This is a genomic window from Carnobacterium maltaromaticum DSM 20342, assembly GCF_000744945.1.
In the GTDB taxonomy this organism is placed as follows: Bacteria; Bacillota; Bacilli; order Lactobacillales; family Carnobacteriaceae; genus Carnobacterium; species Carnobacterium maltaromaticum.
The window spans coordinates 2,193,402-2,214,045 of the sequence record NZ_JQMX01000001.1 but is presented as its reverse complement, the minus strand read 5'-3'; the positions used below and the strand labels follow the sequence as shown (position 1 = coordinate 2,214,045).

General features: G+C 33.2%; 20 protein-coding genes. 16 read left to right on the top strand and 4 right to left on the bottom strand.

Annotation, left to right across the window (positions count from 1 at the left end):
* Positions 1-38: 38 nt before the first annotated feature.
* The 4 genes from BR77_RS10340 (at position 39) to BR77_RS19105 (ending at position 1,634) form a co-directional block, all read left to right on the top strand.
* A complete protein-coding gene (locus tag BR77_RS10340; protein ID WP_010052511.1) occupies positions 39-341 on the top strand; it encodes a hypothetical protein in 303 nt (100 codons plus the stop codon).
* Positions 342-474: 133 nt separating this feature from the next.
* Positions 475-780: a hypothetical protein gene (locus BR77_RS10335; protein ID WP_015075199.1), complete on the top strand. Its 306-nt coding sequence runs from the start codon at positions 475-477 to the stop codon at positions 778-780.
* 202 nt (positions 781-982) lie between these two features.
* Entirely contained in the window at positions 983-1,387 is a 405-nt protein-coding gene (locus BR77_RS10330) for a hypothetical protein (protein WP_015075200.1), read from the top strand.
* Positions 1,388-1,481: 94 nt separating this feature from the next.
* Complete coding sequence (locus BR77_RS19105; protein ID WP_185751413.1) at positions 1,482-1,634, top strand: hypothetical protein; 153 nt, start codon at positions 1,482-1,484, stop codon at positions 1,632-1,634.
* Positions 1,635-1,745: 111 nt separating this feature from the next.
* Here the strand turns inward: BR77_RS19105 and BR77_RS10320 are convergent, their stop codons facing one another.
* Positions 1,746-2,459, bottom strand: a complete 714-nt coding sequence (locus tag BR77_RS10320) for a GntR family transcriptional regulator (protein WP_015075202.1) — start codon at positions 2,457-2,459, stop codon at positions 1,746-1,748.
* A 246-nt stretch (positions 2,460-2,705) separates the two neighbouring features.
* Here BR77_RS10320 and BR77_RS10315 point away from each other — a divergent pair, with 246 nt between their 5' ends.
* Positions 2,706-4,121 (top strand): glycoside hydrolase family 1 protein, encoded by a 1,416-nt coding sequence (locus tag BR77_RS10315; RefSeq protein WP_015075203.1) that lies wholly within the window; start codon positions 2,706-2,708, stop codon positions 4,119-4,121.
* A gap of 14 nt (positions 4,122-4,135) precedes the next feature.
* Positions 4,136-5,446, top strand: a complete 1,311-nt coding sequence (locus tag BR77_RS10310) for a PTS sugar transporter subunit IIC (protein ID WP_015075204.1) — start codon at positions 4,136-4,138, stop codon at positions 5,444-5,446.
* Positions 5,447-5,545: 99 nt separating this feature from the next.
* On the opposite strand, the gene BR77_RS10305 is transcribed toward BR77_RS10310, so the two are convergent.
* Both BR77_RS10305 and BR77_RS10300 read right to left on the bottom strand, forming a co-directional pair.
* Entirely contained in the window at positions 5,546-6,136 is a 591-nt protein-coding gene (locus tag BR77_RS10305) for a DUF2812 domain-containing protein (protein WP_010052523.1), read from the bottom strand.
* A gap of 9 nt (positions 6,137-6,145) precedes the next feature.
* Positions 6,146-6,460 (bottom strand): PadR family transcriptional regulator, encoded by a 315-nt coding sequence (locus BR77_RS10300; protein ID WP_010052524.1) that lies wholly within the window; start codon positions 6,458-6,460, stop codon positions 6,146-6,148.
* Between the two features lie 286 nt (positions 6,461-6,746).
* Here BR77_RS10300 and BR77_RS10295 point away from each other — a divergent pair, with 286 nt between their 5' ends.
* From BR77_RS10295 to BR77_RS10280, 4 genes are all read left to right on the top strand, one after another.
* A complete protein-coding gene (locus BR77_RS10295) occupies positions 6,747-7,604 on the top strand; it encodes a DegV family protein (protein WP_015075207.1) in 858 nt (285 codons plus the stop codon).
* Between the two features lie 782 nt (positions 7,605-8,386).
* Positions 8,387-12,412, top strand: a complete 4,026-nt coding sequence (locus BR77_RS18305; protein ID WP_185751412.1) for a Cna B-type domain-containing protein — start codon at positions 8,387-8,389, stop codon at positions 12,410-12,412.
* Positions 12,373-12,855 (top strand): Cna B-type domain-containing protein, encoded by a 483-nt coding sequence (locus BR77_RS10285; RefSeq protein ID WP_080639120.1) that lies wholly within the window; start codon positions 12,373-12,375, stop codon positions 12,853-12,855. Before BR77_RS18305 ends, BR77_RS10285 begins: the two co-directional genes overlap by 40 nt.
* Positions 12,856-13,182: 327 nt before the next feature.
* Entirely contained in the window at positions 13,183-13,647 is a 465-nt protein-coding gene (locus tag BR77_RS10280) for an NUDIX domain-containing protein (protein ID WP_016356287.1), read from the top strand.
* A 583-nt stretch (positions 13,648-14,230) separates the two neighbouring features.
* Here BR77_RS10280 and BR77_RS10275 read toward each other — a convergent pair.
* Positions 14,231-15,133 (bottom strand): CPBP family intramembrane glutamic endopeptidase, encoded by a 903-nt coding sequence (locus BR77_RS10275; RefSeq protein ID WP_015075212.1) that lies wholly within the window; start codon positions 15,131-15,133, stop codon positions 14,231-14,233.
* A 379-nt stretch (positions 15,134-15,512) separates the two neighbouring features.
* Between BR77_RS10275 and BR77_RS10270 the strand changes: the two genes are divergently transcribed.
* From BR77_RS10270 to BR77_RS10245, 6 genes are read left to right on the top strand one after another with little or no spacing between them, the layout of a single operon-like run.
* The gene (locus tag BR77_RS10270) at positions 15,513-16,646 is read left to right on the top strand and encodes a ThiF family adenylyltransferase (RefSeq protein ID WP_015075213.1); all 1,134 of its coding nucleotides are present in this window, start codon (positions 15,513-15,515) and stop codon (positions 16,644-16,646) included.
* Positions 16,610-17,482 carry a hypothetical protein gene (locus BR77_RS10265; RefSeq protein ID WP_016356288.1) on the top strand — a complete coding sequence of 291 codons (873 nt, stop codon included), beginning with the start codon at positions 16,610-16,612 and terminating at the stop codon, positions 17,480-17,482. The genes BR77_RS10270 and BR77_RS10265 overlap by 37 nt, the downstream gene beginning before the upstream one ends.
* A gap of 22 nt (positions 17,483-17,504) precedes the next feature.
* A complete protein-coding gene (locus tag BR77_RS10260; RefSeq protein ID WP_035064830.1) occupies positions 17,505-18,467 on the top strand; it encodes an ABC transporter ATP-binding protein in 963 nt (320 codons plus the stop codon).
* Positions 18,427-19,185, top strand: a complete 759-nt coding sequence (locus BR77_RS10255) for an ABC transporter permease (RefSeq protein ID WP_035064827.1) — start codon at positions 18,427-18,429, stop codon at positions 19,183-19,185. The genes BR77_RS10260 and BR77_RS10255 overlap by 41 nt, the downstream gene beginning before the upstream one ends.
* A gap of 8 nt (positions 19,186-19,193) precedes the next feature.
* A complete protein-coding gene (locus tag BR77_RS10250; protein ID WP_016356289.1) occupies positions 19,194-19,907 on the top strand; it encodes an ATP-binding cassette domain-containing protein in 714 nt (237 codons plus the stop codon).
* The gene (locus tag BR77_RS10245) at positions 19,879-20,613 is read left to right on the top strand and encodes a hypothetical protein (RefSeq protein ID WP_015075219.1); all 735 of its coding nucleotides are present in this window, start codon (positions 19,879-19,881) and stop codon (positions 20,611-20,613) included. The genes BR77_RS10250 and BR77_RS10245 overlap by 29 nt, the downstream gene beginning before the upstream one ends.
* Positions 20,614-20,644: the final 31 nt, after the last annotated feature.

Sequence of the window (20,644 nt, the reverse complement as noted above, 5' to 3'; positions counted from 1 at the left end):
TTTAAACTAGTAGAGCATGTTTAGGGGAGTGGAGAAGAATGAAAAAGTTTTGGTTTTTAGGAGGATTATTGGTTGCACCATTTATTGTTGGATGGATAGCAAACCAAGTATGGCAGTTTCCGACATTATTGGTTTCAGGATTTGTATACATTTTTTTGTTTCTTTGCTTAACCCCATCTGGTGATTTTCTATCGGCCAGTGCTAATTATGAGACGAAAAAAATAAATCCTAACCATTCAGTTGAGACCGTGTCAAAAAGAAGCATGGATCGTTTGGAGATTTTGAGATTAATCTTACTTTTCTTGTTGGGAGCCGCCTGTTTTTACTATTCTTTTAATTGAAAAAGAGTTTTATAACCCTCAATCTGAGTTGAATGAAGATTGAGGGTTATTTTTTAATAGATTTTTCTAGCTAATCTAGCTACAATTAGGGTATAAAGGAAAGTAAAAACTAGAATTTAGGAGGAGAATAGACATGATAAAAGAATTAATTGAAGGATGGAGTATTCAAATGAATGCGAACACAATTTGTTATGAAGATCATGAGGCTAATTATGTAGTACTACCTAAAATGGAGGAAGCTCCTTTTGGTGATTTAATTCCTGTTATTTTTAAAATTAGTCAAGGTGAATTAGTCATTCAGCAAATGAGTCATTTGGTAAAATCGTTGACCATCAACCAGCAGAAACAGTTAGTGATTTGTTGGCGTGATGAATTTATTGGGCAACACGATGAGGTGCTTGCAACAACTGTTCCTTTTGTAATAGAAGATACTGAGTAACGTAACAAATCTACCTGTACTATATGGGTAGTTTTTTTGCTATCTGCTAAGTTTAAAATTGCTTTGAGGGAGAAAATAAAAATGAGTATTGACAAATTAAATTCTATAAGTTATTATTATATTCGAATTATAATTCAATTAAATTTTAAAAAATAATACTTTTTTAGAAGGTGAATCTATTTCAAAGAAAAAGAGGAAAATTGTGAAAAAAAGAATTTTAATAATTTTTTGTTTCTTCTTAACTTGTTTTATTACGATTTCAAACTATAGTCAACCTAAAACAAGTTTGAGTAAGTTAGAAAAAAATGAGATTAATTTGAATGATTTAGATAGAAAAGAATATTTTATTGCTGATGTCATTGAAGATGAAAATTCATATTTTTTATTGCTGTCGAAGGATATGCCTAAAAGTAAACTAGAGATGACTATTGACTCAAGCTATGCCTTGAAAAAAAATCAATTAAAAAATCAAATTCCTAATAAAGGTGAAGTTATTTATCTTTATTTTAAAAAAGGAACATTTATTGAGCAAAAAACTGATCCGACAACTATATTTGGAGATATAGTTAAAGTTGATTTATTTTATGATACAAAAAAAAGAGAATAATATGAATAAATTAAAAGTAAATTTAATAGGAATTTTTATTTTAGCAACATTTATGATAGTTCCTACTGTTGTTTTTGCTAATTCGGTTGAAATAATGGAACCCGAAGTAATACCTGTATCGAATAACATGTTGCGTGGAAGCAATAGTATTGATATTCAGAATGAACCTTTGGAGTTGATAGGAGACGACTTAACGGATTATTATGTTCCTATGTATGCATCTTATATGGACTTTTTTAGGAATTAATGAAATGTTTAAAATAAGTAAATATGTAAAAGAGAGGTCGGATAATAACGACCTCTCTTTTTTGAAATGAATTTTAAGTACTTTTTTTCAGGTGTTAGTGTTAGTAAGTTTTTAATTTTCAACAAAAACAGCTTCAAATTCAAAGTCGTTATAAAGATGTCGGGTAATAGAATGTTCAAAAGGCATACCAGAATCTAGATAAACAATCTTTTCAACTTCAATAATAAATTGCTCAGGTTTAATTTCAAGTACAAGAGCATCGAATTCATTAGCTTTGTCGCCGCGAATACGGATATGCGATGTTTTAATGGTTAACTTTAATTCGTTTTCGATGTATTTATAAATAGAAGCTTTCAAATGCTTGGGCTGTAAATGTGGAATCAAATCTAAAGGCATAATAATTTCCTCAATGGAATAAGGATTGGAATCAATGTAGCGACTTCTCACAATGTGATACACATAGTCAGAGGTTGAAATTTTCAAAGTCTCTGCTATTTTTTTCGAAGGTTGTTCAATGGCAAAACTATGAATTTTAGAATCAACATGCTCTTCCCCTAAAACATTTAGTAAGCCAATATTGGGTCCAGAAACTAACGAACGCTCAATCGGTTTTCTTAAAACTTCTGTACCAAATCCACTTCGTCTACGTAAAACGCCTTCTTTAACTAACATATCTAGCCCTTTTTTTACAGTTAAATTACTGCAACCATAGCGAATAGCAAGCTCACTCCCAGAGGGGATTTTTTGACCAATTACATATTCATTACAAGCAATTTTAGTTTTGATGTCTTGATACACTTCGATATATTTATATGTTTTGTCCATAAGGAGGCCTCCTGTTTAAATGTATAGCTATAAGTATATGTTTTTTGCGATTATATAACGGATTCTTACTACTAGTATAGCATAAACAGTTGTCCTGAAAACAAAGATATATCCTTTTGGAAGAGATTTTAGCTAAATTAGAAATAAGGATAGATTCAATTTGAAAGCGGTGTTATGATGACGGTGATTAGGATTTCTTTAATTTAATTTTTTAACTTAATTTTGTAACTATAGGAGGACGAGTAAATGGAAAATAAAAGAATACAATTTCCCGATGGTTTTTGGTGGGGATCCGCTTGGTCTGCAGAACAAGCTGAAGGTCGTGGGGAAACAGGTAAAGCTGAGACAATTTGGGAGCGCTGGTTCAAAGAAGAACCCAATCGTTTTTATAATCGCGTGAGTTCAGAAATTGCAACAGATCATATTCACCGTTATAAAGAGGATGTTCAATTAATGAAAGAAACGGGTCACAACTCATTTAGAGTTTCAATATCTTGGGCTAGAATGTTTCCAGATGACGGTGTAGGTCTGGTTAATCCGTTAGCAATTGAATTTTATCGGTCGCTATTTACTGAGATGAATCAAAACGGTATCGCTGTCTTTGCGAATTTGTATCATTTCGATATGCCCGCAGCTTTACAAGATCAAGGGGGCTGGGAATCGCGAGAAGTAGTGGAAGCCTATGTTCGATTTGCCAAGACTTGTTTTGAAGAATTTGGTGATTTAGTTAGTCAGTGGTTTACCTTTAATGAACCTTTGGGACCAATTCTAGGCACCTATTTAGAATGTTTTCATTATCCAAATATTGTTGACTTTAAAAGAGGCGCTCAAGCGGCCTTTAATACAATTTTTGCTCATGCACGGGCGATAGAAGAGTTTAAAAAGCTAGGCTTATCAAGTAAAATTGGAGTCATTTTAAATTTGAGTCCAACTTATCCTAGAAGTCAGCACCCCGCTGATGTTGAAGCTGCTGAGATTGCGGATCAATTTTATACGCGAAGTTTTCTAGATCCAATGGTATTAGGTCATTTTCCAAAAAAATTAGTTGCTTTGTTGAAGGAGCACGATCAGCTTCCAGTTTATTCAGCATCTGATTTGGAAATTATTCAAAATAATACTGCGCAATTATTAGGGCTAAATTATTACGAGCCAAGAAGGGTGAAGGCACGTTTAACAAGTATTAATCCAGCAGGACCATTTTTACCTGATTGGTTTTTTGAACCCTACATTATGCCAGGTAGAAAGATGAATCATTATCGAGGATGGGAAATCTATGAGCGTGGTATCTATGAATTATGTATGGATATCAAAGATAATTATGGCAACATCGAATCATTTATTTCTGAAAATGGTATGGGAGTCGCAGATGAGGAACGCTTTATGGATGAAAATGGCTATGTTGAGGATGACTATAGAATTGAGTATATTCAAAATCATTTGGCTTTTGTTTGGAAAGCGATAGAAGAGGGTGCGAATATTAAAGGCTATCACCTTTGGACGTTTATCGATTGTTGGTCTTGGATTAATGCTTATAAAAATCGATATGGTTTAGTTTCTTTGAACCTAGCCACACAAGAAAGAACTATTAAGAAAAGCGGTGAAATGTATAAAAAAATGAGTGATGAAAATGGCTTTGAATTTGATTTATCACAACTTTACTAGGGGGATGATTGAAAATGGAAAATAAAATGAGCTTTTTTGATCGATTTGGCATGGTGGCTCAAAAAATGGGCAACCAGATTCATTTACGGACATTACGAGATGCGTTTGCTACTTTTATGCCTTTTATGATGTTGGCAGGTTTTGTAACACTCTTTAACTATGTAATTTTTGACCCAGCAGGATTTTTAAGTTCCGTTATTTCTTCCGGTATTTTGGAGAAGATTCAGTCAATCGGAACACCGATTGCTTCGGCAACTTTGAGCATCACAAGTCTTTTAATTGTTGCGGCAATTTCCTATCATATGTGTCAAAATCGGAATTACGAGAATACAATTGCAGCGATTCTAGTTTCAATCTCATCTTTGATGGTATTAACTCCAATGATGACTACTTTTACTCCAGAAGGTGCTAAAAATGCTCTAGAAATACCTAATGTAATTCCATTGGATTACATTGGAGCATCGGGTATGTTTGTTGGGATTTTTGTTGGGTTAATAGCAACGGAATTATTTATTAAATTATCTAAAAATAAAAAATTGCAAATTAATTTATCAGGAAATATTCCACCGGCAGTCATGAAATCATTTAACGTAATGATTCCAATTATGATTACAATCGTGTCAATCTCGATTGTTGGCTTCTTAGTCAAAGAACTTTTCCATAGCGATGTAAATACGCTGATTACTACGCTCGTTACAGCACCTTTAAGTAAAGTGACGACAGGCTTACCAGGCTTCTTATTGATTACTTCGGTTGCCAATCTATTCTTTGGATTTGGTATCCATCAAGCTGTGATTTCAGGTTCATTATTAGATCCATTTTTGATTCAAAATATGCAAGAAAACATGGCGGCTTATGCCAATCATGAAGAAATTCCTCATATTATTAATATGGCTTTTAAGGATACCTTTGCCGTAATGGGTGGTTCAGGAAATACAATTGCGTTATTGATTGCAATTTTTATTTTTAGTAGACGGCAAGACTATAAAGATTTTGCCAAATTGTCTGTCACACCAGCTGTCTTTAATATCAGTGAGCCGATTATTTTTGGCTTACCGATTGTCTTTAATATTAGTTTAATCATTCCCTTTATTTTAGCTCCAATTTTTTCTTTAACAATTGCTTACTTTGCAACGGCAATGGGTTTCATTAACCATGTTGTAGTACAGATTCCTTGGACAACGCCACCTGTTATATCAGGATTTTTAGCGACAGCCGGTGATTGGCGTGCTGCATTTTTACAAATTATCATTATTGCAGTTTCGGTTTTCATCTACCTGCCATTTTTACGAATTGACGAAAAAGTTACGGCTACTAAACAATAGTCGAATATCATGAAGTGTTTAAATCTTTTGCATACAGAAAATCCCTCCTAGTATAGTTGGAGGGATTTTTTAATCTGTTAGAAATTAGTCAATTGTTGCCTACATCGTCGCCAATTTTTTAGCCTTGGTTCCAATCAGGGCATAGATAACGGCACCACTCATAAAGATGAGCATTGGCAATAATTGAATCAAAACAAAAAAGGTTTGCATAACAATCATTCCAACCAACTGTAAACCACTGTATTCCCAAATAGTTGGAGCTAAATACCAAGAGGATATATTTTCAAAGGATGGTTGAAGAAGAATAAAATAAACAATCATCAAAGCTACCCAGAGTGTTGCTTGATTGTACAATCGTTTGTAGCGCGCCCGACTCGACTGACTATCTGAAAATATATCTAAATCTTGATTATTGTCATTCTCAGGTAAAAAGAAATGAAACCCGCTACTTTGACTGCCGCTGATATGTTTCCAACCGCTATCCTCAAATAAAGTCAGATAATCAGTGTAATCGCCTTTTTTCTTAAACATTTGATAATCAATTCTATAACTCAAAGATTCTGGATGTATTTTTTCAAAGGTATATCGGTTATACGCGCTATACTTAACTAATCCCCAACCTTTTTCTGCCATTTCTTTTAAATACTGTTCTTCTTTTTTCATATCAATGAATAGTTTGAATTTTTTCATATGGACCTCCTATAATAACTCATCAGCAATTAGTAGCAGTTGTTTCAGTCGCTCGACTTCAAGTTTTAGGACCTCTTTCCCAGCATCAGTTAATAGGTAGACTCGGCGACGTTTATCTTCGTTAGGGCTAGGTACTTCATGAATTAACTTCTGTTTTAATAAATTTTCTGTTGCGCCATACATTGTGCCAGCAGCAATCCGGACTCGCCCATTGCTTAACTCTTCGACTCTCTGCATAATTGCATATCCATGAGAGGGTTCAAGCAGTGAAATCATAATATAGAATGTCGTTTCAGTCAGTGGTAGAATCTTATTAACGTTCATATAATGCACATCTTTTCTATGTCTTTATTTTTTTATATCGCGTAACTGTATAGATAGATTGTATATCGTTCGACTGTATATGTCAATTGTTTAATTTAGGCTTATTAAGCTGCTCCTATAGTATGGGGTGAAAATAAAAATTAATTTTAGCGCTTTAAGGGGAGTATTTAAGGTATACTTGATAGAAGCTACTGAACTAAATAGTCAGCTTTATTTTTAATTAAGAATGAATAGATTCAACAATAGATAGAGGATTCATAAATTGATGTGAAGGAAAGTGAAAAATATGGCTAAGATTATTTTAACAACTGAAAGTTGCTCAGATTTATCAAAAGAGTTACTGGAGGAAAAACAGATTTTATCTGTTCCATTTAGTGTGAATTTTCCTGATCGAACGGTTTATGATGGAGAAATTCCGATTCAAGAAATTTATGATTATTATCAAGAAACAAAAAAAATTCCTAAAACAAATGCGGTTAGTCCTCATCAGTATACTGAGTTTTTTGAAGAAGCTGCCGGTGAAAATCCAACGAGTGAAATTATTCATATCGGTTATTCATCAGCGTGTTCGTGTTCATTTCAAAATGCCATGATTGGTGTGGAAGAATGTGAAAAAGCTAAGGTTCATTTAATTGATTCAAAAAATGTTTCAGGTGGGCTAGGTAATTTAACACTAAAAGCTGCTGAGATTATCGCAAATAATCCGCAAGATTCAGTAGCAGAATTAGTTCTGAAAATAGAAAATTTTGTTCAAAAAACTCACACTTCTTTTGTGGCGGATACGTTAGATTTTTTATTAGCAGGTGGTAGAGTTTCAAATGCTGCGGCCATTGGAGCGGCTATTTTACGGTTGAAACCTAGAATTGATATTGTGGAGGGCAAACTAATAGCCTCTAAAAAATATCGTGGACGGATGAAAAAAATAGCGCCACAATTTGTGAAGGATTTTGTCGAAAGCCAGGATTTCAACCGTGATAATGTCTATCTTTTTTATGCTTTAGGCACTGATACTGAAGTTATTGAACTTTTGAAAACTTCTTTGGAAAAACAGGGTTTTAGGCAGATTCATGTTGATATGATTGGTTCTGTAATGACGGTTCATGGAGGTAAAGGTGCGATTGGGCTTTCAGCTACAACGTACTGAATTAGATTTTAGATGGAGTTACCTATTTTAAAATAGGTAATTTTTTTTATTTATAAAGGGGTTTGGGTCAGTCTTTCACAAATAGGTAGTATCGAAATTTCGAGAGTTATAAATATTGTCTTATTAATTTTATTTATTTCATATGTTTATTAGTATCTGTCGTGAAGTTAACTGAAATATTTTTTTGATAGTAAGAGGTAAATTTAAATATAGATTTAACAGTTTTTTTCTTGCGTTATTTTAATTGAAAACCAATCGAGGAATTCGATCGTTTTTGAGGGAGTGTGTAAAGGTAGGCAGATAATATTTATGTATTGTTGTTAGTTAAAAAATAAAGGGTATTTAGATTGAAAATTAAAAGATAAATAAGTAAACCAATTTCTAAATTCAATAATAAATAGTGAATATACCAATTTGTTCTAATGTTATTTTAATCATTTTTTTCCTGACATTTCTTATTTTATAAGGCATGCGTGAACGTATTAAAATTATGATACTGAAAGAATATGTGAAACTGAAAAAGTCAGTTGACTATTCGTTCATTTTTTGCGAAAATTAATAGTCCGATCAAATAAAAGACAGCATTAATGTGAATGGATAGTAAAACTTACATAGCCAGCAAAATATTTAGTAATTGACTAATTGAGGGTTTCTCAAATAGTCAGTTCTTTTTTTGTGTATGAACAGTCTGTAAGTTTAGATTAAAAAATAAACGTGGAAAAGGAAGTGTTTGTGTGTTCAAGGTAACAAATAAAATTGTTTCATTTTTTCTTATTTTTTCGATGGTATTTCCTACACTTATAGGGGGGCTTTTTTCAACAGGTACCCAAGTTTTTGCTGCTGAATTAGGCGGTGGTGCAATTATTGATTCAGTAAAAATGGATAAAACTGATTTATATAATGGTGAAAGAGTTGGAATTTCGGTTACATTTTCTGAAAAAGAAGGAATAGGAATTAAGAATGGTGACACTATTACCATGTCCCTTCCCCCGGAACTAATTGGGATTGTTTCTTCTGCTGAATTGAAAGATCCGGCAACAGGGAAAGTCTTAGGTGAAGCGAAAATAGTAAATGACCAAGTTATTTGTACCTTTAATAGCACAGCTGAAGAATTAATCAATGTTAAGGGTTATTTCTACTTTAAAGTTAGAGTCGACAGTCAAACAGAAGGCACAATTTCTAAGACAACTGATTTTGGCGTAAATATTCCAGATATTGACTATACAGTTACTTATGAAAAAGGCGAAGCGGGAAATGATGATGATTATCCATTTTTCAGCAAGTATGGCCATATGTCTGAAGATGGTAGTAATAAAATTACTTGGCAGGTGATTATCAATCAACCAAAGAAAGAATTGGTTCACAATGGAACTAATCAAAAATTAATTGAAGTTGATGATACTTCGGCAGCCGACCAAACCTTGTTAGCAAATAGCTTTAGATATTTTATTGAAGATAAAGATAAGAACTTTACTTGGCTTAGTCAAGCAGAATTCAGTCAATATGGAACACTTGAAATTGACCCCGCTAACGGCAATCATTTTAATGTAAAGTTGTTTGCTAAGGAAATTTCTAATCACAAGTTTGGCCTTGTTTATGATACGCATATAAATGATTTAAGTAAAAAAGAATTTGCCAATGATTATACAGCGAATTATCAAATTACTGGTGAAGAGCAAACGATTGAAAAAAATACATCGTACACTGAAAATAATAGTGCTGGTGGTGGCGGAAGTGGTGATTTACCAGAAAAAGGCAGCGCCCGCTTAGTTAAATCACTAGAAAATAAAGCAGATGTCTTGCTTCCAGGCATTACATTTGAATTGTTTAATGCCGCTAATCAGTCTTTAGGCAGTTATCAAACAGATGACCAAGGTCAAATTAATGTGAAAAATATGGAGCTAGGACAGTATTATTTTAAAGAAGTAAGTGCACCAGAACAGTTTGATGTTGATCAAACTAAGCAATATCCTTTTGAAATTAAAGAAAATAGTACAACAGGAGAACTCATCCCAGTCACGAATAAAATCAAGAAAACCAGTTTGAATTTAACCAAAGTTTGGGTTGGGCCTGAAACAACCAGTATTGATGTGCGTATTTATGCAGATGGCCAAGATATTAATCGCCAAGTTACCATTGAAAAAGCTTCAAATTGGCAATTGTTAGTTACCAATTTGGATAAATACAATGTAGATGGTTCGTTGATTAACTACACGGTGCAAGAAGTTAATGTCCCAGCGGGTTATGAATCTGTCGTGACGGGAAATAATGATACAGGTTTAACTATCACAAATACGAATATTGAAAAACTAAGTATTCCAGTTATCAAAAAATGGCAAGGTAAGGCGACAGACTCTGTTGAAGTTTCCTTAAAAAGAAATAATAAAATTACAGATAAAACGATTCAATTATCACCGGCTAATAATTGGCGTGCTGAATTTACCGATTTAGCTAAATATGATAGTAAGGGAAAAGAGGTTAGTTATTCAGTTGTTGAGGCAGAATTAGCCGGTTACGTCGCAACTTATACCGGAAATGCCCAAGATGGATTTACGATTACAAATACCAGAAGCACGTCAATTACGATTCCAGTCACTAAAAAATGGGTTGGACCAGTTGGCAAACCAGTTACTGTTGAACTGTTTTCTAATGGTGTAACAACTGGACGTTCAGTAAAATTAACCGCTAATCAAAACTGGACAAGTGCCTTTACAAATTTACCAGAGTACGATGAAAATGGACAAGAAATTAATTATACACTTAAAGAAATCCAGCAAGATAATTATGATGCGATAATTACAGGAAGTGCTAAAGAGGGCTTTACTGTTACGAATACAAATAATGAAAAAGTGACGATTCCAGTTAAGAAAGAATGGTTTGGACCTGTCGGTGAAAAAGTAATCATTCGTTTACTTGCAGAAGGAGTCGATACATCAAAATCTTTAGAGCTGACAAGTCAGAAAAATTGGCAAGGTGCTTTTACCGATTTGCCTAAATACACTGAAACTGGAGAAGAAATTAGTTATACGATTAAAGAAGATAAACTTGAGAATTATTTTTCTTTGATAGATGGCAATGCTAAAGAAGGTTTCCTAGTAACGAATATAACTAGCGAGCAAGTGGATTTGCCAGTTAAGAAAAAATGGCAAGGTGAGAAGAAAGATTCAGTTAAAATTTACGCTCAAGTAAACGGACTTTTGTTACCCGATGTATTCATTGTTCTGTCTGAAGAAAACAATTGGGAAGGAACGATAGACTATTTACCTAAGTATGATTCAGCAGGGGAGCTCTTTCGCTATACTGTGGTAGAAGAAGAGTTATCGGGCTACGTCACAACCTATGCAGGTGATCAGGATACGGGTTATACGGTTACCAACACGCGAGCGGACTCAACAAGTATCCCAGTGACGAAAAAGTGGGTAGGTCCAGTTGGTGGAGATGTAGTTGTTAAGTTGTTTGCTAATGGAAAAGATACAGCTATTTCACTGACTTTGCAAGCGAATCAAAACTGGGAAGGTAAATTTACAAACTTGCCTACTTATGATGATAAAGGTATTGAAATCAAGTATACCGTAGAAGAAATTGCTCAAGAAAATTATGAATCAAGTATCAAAGGGAATTCCACAGAAGGTTTTGTTATTACCAATACAAACAAGGAAGAAATCAGTATCCCTGTGAAAAAAGTATGGAATGGACCTGAAAAAGACGCCATTACCGTTTTTCTGTATAATGATAAAAACGTAAAAATAAAAGAAATGACGATAAATGAAGCGATGAATTGGCAAGCTTCTTTTGATCACTTACCTAAGTATAATAGCGATGGTAAGGCCATTAATTATTTCATTCGCGAAGAAAACATGGAGAACTATCGCCCGTTAATCCAAGGCAGTAAAGAAGCGGGCTACACGATTAACAATATTAACACTGAAAAAGTAGCCGTTTCTGTGACTAAAAAATGGGTTGGTCCAATTGCTGGACGGGTTCAAGTCAACTTAGTTAAAAATGGTCAAATGTTAAGCAATTACCTGACACTCGATCAGACGACAAACTGGCAAGGGACTTTTTCTGAATTAGAAAAATATCAGGCAGATGGTACTGAAAATAAGTATACGATTGTTGAAATAGTCGGCTATAAAAACTATGATGCATCAATTAGTGGTACTGCTGAAACAGGTTATACGGTTACGAATACGAATAGCGAAACAATTACGATTCCTGTGGCTAAAGAATGGGTTGGGCCAATCGGTGAATCAGCGACAATTGAGCTGTTTCGTGATTCTGAAACAACACCGCTTAAATTAGTTTTAAATGCAGATAATGACTGGAAAGGTGAATTCGCAGATTTACCTAAATATGATGACGCTGGAAATGAATACACCTATCAAATCAAAGAAGTGACTGTCGCAAATTACGAAGGTGAAGTAACTGGAGACAGTGAGACTGGTTTTGTTGTCACTAATACCAATATTGAAAAAATTCAAATTCCAGTCACTAAAAAATGGGTTGGACCTGCAGCTGAAAATGTCACGATTCAATTGAAACAAAATAATGTCTTGATGAATTCAGAATTGTTATTGAATGCTGAAAATAATTGGCAAGGGACCTTTGTTGATTTACCAAAATATGATGAATTTGGTGAAGAGTATCAATACACGTTAACAGAAAAAGACTTGGAAAATTATCGCTCAGAAATTACAGGAACACCTGAAACAGGTTTTGTTGTCACGAACACGAACTGTGAAAAAATCCAATTACCAGTTAAGAAAAAATGGATTGGAAAAAGGCGGATGAAGTGCAAATTAAGCTAATGAAAAATGGCGTTCCTATTGAAGAGATGTTATCTTTAAATGAAGAGAATCAGTGGCAAGGTAAATTTACAGACTTGCCAAAATACGATGATGCAGGAGTAGAGAATCAGTACACAGTTATTGAAGAAGAGCTGCCAGGCTATCAATCGGAGATAACTGGGGATGTTTCTACTGGTTTTATCGTAACGAATCGTTATTTAGGAACAGAGGAGAATCCGCTGAATCCTTCACGACCAGAATTGCCTAATACTGGCGATTTAAGTGGGAAACCAGAGTTGGTACGTGAACTGGGTAATCAAATGTCTGTTGGGAATCAAGATCACCAACTTCCAAAAACGAATAGTAAACAAGAAAATTATCTATGGCTAGGAGTCTTGAGTGTTTCACTTGGAATGCTTAGCTACGGTATGTGTTATAGAAAAATGGGTAGTAAAACAAAGTAGTTACCAACTTATAATTTAAAAGGCTGATAAATCTAATTTTTCGGCGTTTTTTATTTAATCAAGAATATGAATTATAAATAATCAACTAATAGGGCATAATCCGTTGGTTGATTTAGCTTAAGTGATTTATGTAGGTTTGTGTGCCACCACTAAAGAGCGCCATAATAAAATTGCTAGCAACAGTAAAAAAGAGTAGTAACCAACTTATAAATTGGTTACTACTCTTTCTTTTTACTACTTTACAAATTATAAAAATTTCAGATGTGATATAATTTATATAAGTTAGAAATAAATAAATTGTATAGTATATTATATAGGGGGAGTATGATGGAAGACTACTTATTAAACTTACGTAAAGAAGTTGGCAACAGGCCTTTAGTTGTGGCTGGTGTTTCTATAATTGTACTAAAAAAAAGAGAAATTCTACTTATTAAACGCAGTGATAACGGACTTTGGGGATTATCAGCTGGATCAATCGAACTTAATGAAGATCCTAAAAATGCTATTTGTAGAGAATTAGTAGAAGAAACAGGTCTAATTACTAAAAAAATAGACTTAAGGTTGCTTAATGTTTTTGGAGGGAAAGATTTTCTCTACACGTACCCTAATGGAGATGTTTGCTCATTTGTTATTTCAAGTTTCTTAACTGAATGTTTCACTGGAACAATATTAAAACAAACAGACGAAAGTACAGATTGTCGTTTTTTTTCTTTAACTAGTTTACCTACAAATATTTTAAAACATGAAAAATTAATAATAGATGACTTTAAAAAAATACTACTTGTTAAATGAAGGTTAATTATGAAGAATAAAATAATAATAATGAGTTTTACAATTATTGTAGCTGTCTTTATTTCTGTTCTCATGACAAATTTTTTAATGTATCTATATTTTTAATTATAGGCATTTGCTATTCGATACTTTGCTTCCTTTTAATTCCATCTGAAGATTTTATCGCAACAAGTTCAAATTACGAAACAAAAAAATCAATCCACATTAGTAATGATTTTATTGTTTGTCGGTTGGGATCGACTAGCTTTGTCTTTACACCAAAAGAGCTAGAAGAAATTCTTTTTTGTAGTATACTAGATATGTAAAGAGAGACATGCAATAACATACCCCTCGATCGTTGAGTGTAGATTGACTAGGCTCAACGATTCTAAATGTTAATTATATAACTTTAAGACCACATCTTGCCTGCACAGCAAAGGATGTGGTCGTTTTTTATTCTGTTGGTTTATTTAATTCAGTTACTAATTTGGGAAAGGCCTCTTTTTCACTTGTATTTAACAAAAGCAAAACCAGTTATTTTATTAAGTTTAAGAAATAAGAAGAATTATTAAATCATAAGGCTTCTAAAATAGAGCTGGTTTGATTACCAACTCCTTTTTGTTTTAATGATTTTTGTGCTGAAAATTAAAGTAAGAATAACGAATGTAGTGAATATAGTCATTATTAAACCACCTTCCAGACCAAAATCACCTCCACTAAGCAAACTTTTGTATGGAGTAGAACTTGTTCGGAATAAACTATTTTCTATGACCTGACCACTAATCTCTGTTCCAAGAATCACACCAAGGGTTATGTTCCAAGCAGCATGAGCGAATCCAGTTAGCCACATATCGTTTGTTATGTAGTAGATCAAGGAAAACATTATACCGAATAAAAATAAATTAAAGAACGATAAGGCTGTTACACCAGGAGCTGAGAGGTGTAAAAGAGAAAATAATAACGAGTTAGTTAATATGGCAATTGCAGCGTTACTCTTGTTGCAAATTTCGTTCATAATGATTGATCTCATCAAGATCTCTTCTACCATTCCTTGAATGAAAAATCCTATGACGAATAGAAACATGATTAGGAAATTGAATTTTTTATTTGTAATACTATACAATGCTAAAAAAATCAAAGACAATAGATACAATCCTACAACTAATCCTATCCCTAATCCAATACCTTTTAAAATGCGTACATATTTTCTTTTTGAGGAAAAACCAAACTTACTCAGGTCTCCGTCGTACAATTTACTATTTATGATAATCAGCAAATACAATATTATTGGATAACCCAACATGCTGATAATCATATTGTAGGGGGTGGTAGTGATTAATTCATTCAGTCCCAATTTCATGTTTAGGATAGTTGTAATCCCGAAAACCAGAAAGAGTGAAATGACTGGTCCGAAAATGAAAGCGACTAAAGAAAAGTCGATGGCAGAAATGGATCGATTAGAATTATTGCCTTTTTTATTTCGAAATATATTTCGTTGTCGGTTCATTTGTTACACTCCTTTTTTGATAATAGGTAAACTATACCCTAATAACTCTCTTTAATTCAACATGTTATTGACAATTTGTAGAAATATAAATTTAAGCTACCGATTGTTACGTCTAGGATGTTAATTGTTACCAATCAAAATTATTTATGATTATTAAAGGTATTATAAGTACATCGAAAGAGAATCTAAATTTCTTTTTCGCAGAAAAGACTTTATAAAAGGATTAGGAATGGAGGGGAAATGTGATGGAAAAAGTTAATGTACGTAAAGCAGACACTGTTGATGCAACAGCATGGTGGATTGTTATCTAATTTGATAGTTAAATAATTATTAGGCGAGATGGAGATATCTCGCCACTTTTTTAATAAGGAGAGAAAAAATGAAGTATAAACACCCAAGAATAAAACCGATTTATCCGTTATACCAATTAAACAAAAAGCAATTTAGAGTAGGTGCACAACTTGGGATTACTACTGAATTTGATGATGAAGAAGGTCAGTTCTGGACACTAGCAAATCTGCTTGATGGCGTTAGATCTTTCAGTGAAGTTGTAGTTGAAATGAAATTAAAATATCCAGAGCTTACATTTAAAGATATAGAAAAAGGAATTGATTTTTTAAACGAAGAAGGATTGATTGAAGAGACTTTTCCAAGAAAATCGGTTGAAGATAGATATATTGCAAACGTAAACTATTTTAGTAGATATTGTAAAGCGGAAGATGATAGGTTTGAAATACAAGACAAAATCAATAATTTAAACATTTTATTACTTGGTCTTGGTGGCGGTGGTTCTAACATCGTAACATTACTCGCAGGTCTTGGACCTAAGATGATTCGAATGGTAGATTATGATCGAGTAGAGTCAAGTAACCTTGGTCGTCAACTACTGTATAGAGAAGCAGATGTAGGAGAGAAAAAAACAGCAGTGGCTAAAAGAGCGATTAATGAGATGAACTCAGGTATAAAGGTTGAGATAGTTGACAAGAAAATAGTTGACGTTAACGACGTTGTAGAGTTGACAGAAGGAATTGATATTGTAATTTGTGCGATAGATGAGCCACCTTTCATAATTCATAGAATTGTAAATGAAGCCATTGTAAAAGTAGGGTTGCCTTGTGTTTTTGGTGCTTCCCAAGTTAGTAGGGGAAGAGTGTATACAGTTATTCCTCAGAAAACCGGATGTTTTGATTGTATGAATTTGAATTTTAGCAAGAATGATCCAAAATTCATCGAACAATTTGTAGGTTTTAGAAATATTCAGTTTAATCCTCCATCAATAGCATATGGTCCTGGTATTTTTCAACTAACAGCATCCATTGTAGACGAGTTGATAAGAGTAGTGACTGGCTATACTGAACCGAAAAGTCTGGGAACTCAATATGAAATCAACTATGAAGATGGAAATTCATTTACTCATAAAACTTGGCCAAGATTTGAGGATGATTGTCCAACTTGTGGTAAAGGAGATGTCTCCCAATGGGAAATATTCCAATACTATCAAGAAAAGAAATAGAACGTGGATATGTAGTAGCTCGTTCATTAAGACGTAAACTAAATGGTGGTAATTGGGTGTATGTTTCAGAAGGAAATCAACTTTTGATGTTAAGTAATGAAATTGTAAGCCAACTTGACTCACCTCAACTAATGACCAAAGAGTCTCTCAAAGAATTAATCGATAGTGGCATTATGGTGGAAAAATCTTATCAGAGAAGTGAAAGGGTTTCGCTCGTTGAAGAACCTGATAATAATCTGTTTAAATTTTTTTCTGTGTTGATAGATATTTGCGGAATTACAGCGTTTACGATTTGCATCATTATATTGTTTACCACGGAACTTCCTTTTGAAAATGCAGTAAATGTTCTCTTTACAAATCCTTTAATCTTCTTTCTAATCGCGATTCCTGTTTCCATTATTTCAACAGCTCTTCATGAGCTTATGCATATAATATTTTCAGGGAATTCAAAGAAGGTTAGTTTAAACATAGCTAAAGCTGTTGCCACGGTTCCAATGACTCATGTATGGACATGGAGTAAGTTGGGAAGAGTTACATCTATTATTTCTGGAATGTCATTGGATGCTATTTTATTGTTAGTAACACTAGAAATGTTGAACAATAGAATCGAATTTACGTCGATTGCTGCTTCAATACTTATAACAAGGATTTTTTGGCAATTTCTCATCATTAAAAAAACTGATATTAACATCTTAGTTTCATTTATTGCAGACAATCCATTTTACTTTGAAGATGCAAATTTGGAAATTTCGATCATTTTTAAAATAATAAGTTTTAGCATATTGCTAATGATGATTTGGCTATGGTTACAGCCTATTATAAATCAGTTTATTTAAGTCTAAATACAGGAGGTCTGTTTTGAATAAACAATTGGAGCTACATTCATTAAGTAAAAAATACAAAAAATCAAATAATTATGCGAACGAGAATATAAATATAATCTTTAATCAAGGTGAAATTTCAGCAATTACAGGTCATAACGGTGCTGGAAAAACCACGATGTTAAACCAGATTATTGGCACTACGAAACCTTCAAAGGGTTCAATTACATATGATGGATTTTCTTTTGCGACGGACAGTAAATCTGCAAGAGAACATGTATCTATGATGCCACAATTACATGCTCCTTTATCTGGAGTAACGATGTCCCAGTCGGTAGAATCTATTTTAAGAATTAGAGGTCTTAGCCAGAAAGTTGCTAAAGAAGAGTGTATTAAAATATTGAAAGAATTAAAAATAGAGGAATGGAAAGACACACCAGGACAAAAACTTTCTGGTGGACTTAAAAGACTTACATCATTTGCAATGGCTGTTGCCTATCCATCTCCAATTATTGTACTTGATGAACCAACTAATGATGTAGACCCAATTAGACGACAAATAGTATGGAAGCATTTAAAAAAACTATCTAACGAAGGACACATAATAATTGTGGTAACACACAATATATTGGAAGTTGAGAAATATGCTGATAGATATATATTGATGAATAAAGGTAAGGTTCTGGAAGATAAGAACTTAAAAGAACAATATATAGAAATCAAAGAGCTCAACTACATGACTGTTAACTTTATTAATCTAAATGACTTGAAAGATATACTTCCCCCAAATGCAGCGATGCTAAATGTTAATGATGAAGAACTCATGATTGAGATGGAGCTAACAAACAGTCAAGTTCCTGAAGCGGTTAGTTGGGTTATGGATTTAGTAATAGAAAGAAAGGTTCAAAACTATAAGGTTTCACCAAAATCCTTAAATGAAACGTATGGAGAGATGATAGATGGAGACGATAAAAACTCACGAAAAAAATTCAATGCTTAAAGAATTACTTGCTTTAATAAAATGGAGTTTGTTAAGACATAAATCTTTACTACCAGTTTTCACCTTAACTCAGGCATTTTTGTCAGTGGCAATCGTTTACGGGTTGGCACTTTTAATACCCAATGTAGATGAAAAAACAGCCATCTACTTGTCATCTGGAGCGACTGCCCTTGGAATTATCGCTGTAGGATGTGTTCTTGCTGCTCAAATAGTAAGTACTGCGAAGCAAGACGGAATTGTGAGTTATCAAAGGACACTTCCAGTCTTGAGATTAAACATTTTAGTGGCCGATTTTATAATTTGGGGAATGGCTTCGCTGCCAGGAGTATTTATGTCATTCTTGGCTGCATATTTGAGGTTTGGGGTAAAGATTAATTTCTCTTTTAAAGGAATAATTATTCTTATCTTAATTCAGTTATGTATGATATCTATAGGATTTACATTGGCTTACTGGCTGTCACCAAACGTAGTAGGCCTGTCTACTCAAGTCATTATGATAGGAGGGCTTTTGTTTTCCCCTATCACATATCCTACAGACAGATTGCCTTCATTGTTAGTGAGATTCTTCGAAATTCTACCTTTTGTTCCATCCAGTAATTTAATAAGGTCAATGTTTTATGATCAAGGTATTGTTAATATATATAACATTATCGTAATATGTTTTTGGTTGGTGTTAAATATGTTGTTATCGCTTGTTTCATTGTCAAGAAGGGATTGAGTGACAAATTGCAAAAAATTAAAATTAATAATTTATATAAAAATATAAACAACTCGTTTAATTTGAATGTGGGGAGTTTAGCCTTGGAGGCAGGTAAAATTTACGGATTGGTTGGCCCTAATGGGGCTGGTAAAACGACTTTGATGAAATGTCTTTGTGGATTACTTAGACCTGATGGTGGTGTGCTGGAAATAGATAACCAACAAGTAGAAGTAGCAAATTCTGAAATATTGTCACAAGTAGGGACTAACTTCATTAACTCGGATAGTTTAAAAGGATTTAGCTTGGAGTATATATATAATGATCACGTTTTTTACCATAGGTTAAAAAAATCATTTAGCTTAGAAAATTTGTTGGATGAAGTGGGTTTGGACGTTAACAAAAAGATGAAATTTGATGCTATGTCTTTAGGAATGAAGCAAAGGTTCTTATTAGGACTTTCAACAATACACAAACCTTCTTTAGTTCTCTTAGATGAACCTTTTAATGGATTGGACCCAGACGGTGTTGACTTGTTTATAGAGAATGTAAAAAGTTTATCTAAGGATAGAGCTCTGATTATTAGTAGTCACGTCTTGAGAGATATGGAAACATTTCTTGATTATGTGATATTTATCGAAGGCGGGAGTATATTAAAGATGAAATCTATGTTTGAAATTAGAAAAGAATATAAAGAGGGGTTAAAAGATTATTATGATGAACAAAAACAGAAATGTAATTGATGCTAATGAAATAAATATTTTTAAATATGAATTATCCAAGATTAAAAATGCTTGGTTAAAAGTTTTTTTAATCACAATGGTGATTCAATTATTATCTTTTATGTTTTTCTCGGTAGTAGGCAAGTTAGAAGGTAGTGCGGATACTATTTCGTCCTTCCAAGGAATAATTGCATTGTCGACTACAGTATCGATGTGTGGTATATCAATTTATGGCGCAGTATTAATGAGGAAGGAACTTGTAATGTTTTATGTTGGCGATCAGAGAAACAGAACTTTTCTATTTCCTGTTGATAGAAAAGTTCTACTTGTAAAAAAAACCAGCTCCTTTTTCACTATTATTCTAACAGGTTTTGGAAGCGCCTTGTTTGTATCATTTTTCTCCGAGATAGTATTGAATTTATTTTTGAAATTTGAGAGTTCAAATTGGTTTTTTGAAATGTATATTGGATTTTTCATGATAGCCATAAACTGTAGTTTAGTTTATCTAATTTTAATACTATCTGAGATAATATCTATTTGGAAGCAATCAGAAATCTCTACCATAATAACCGCAGTAGTGCTCATGTTGATGTTTTCTAATTTCTCTGCCATGGGGCTGATGAATTTCCCTGAACTAACACTTGTTTCGTCTGTAATTATGGGGTTGATAGTTACTTGGTTATTTTTAGAATTTTCAAAGAACTTAAAAAGAATGGAAGTATACTAAAAAAATTCAAGAAAATCTATTTAATTAGATT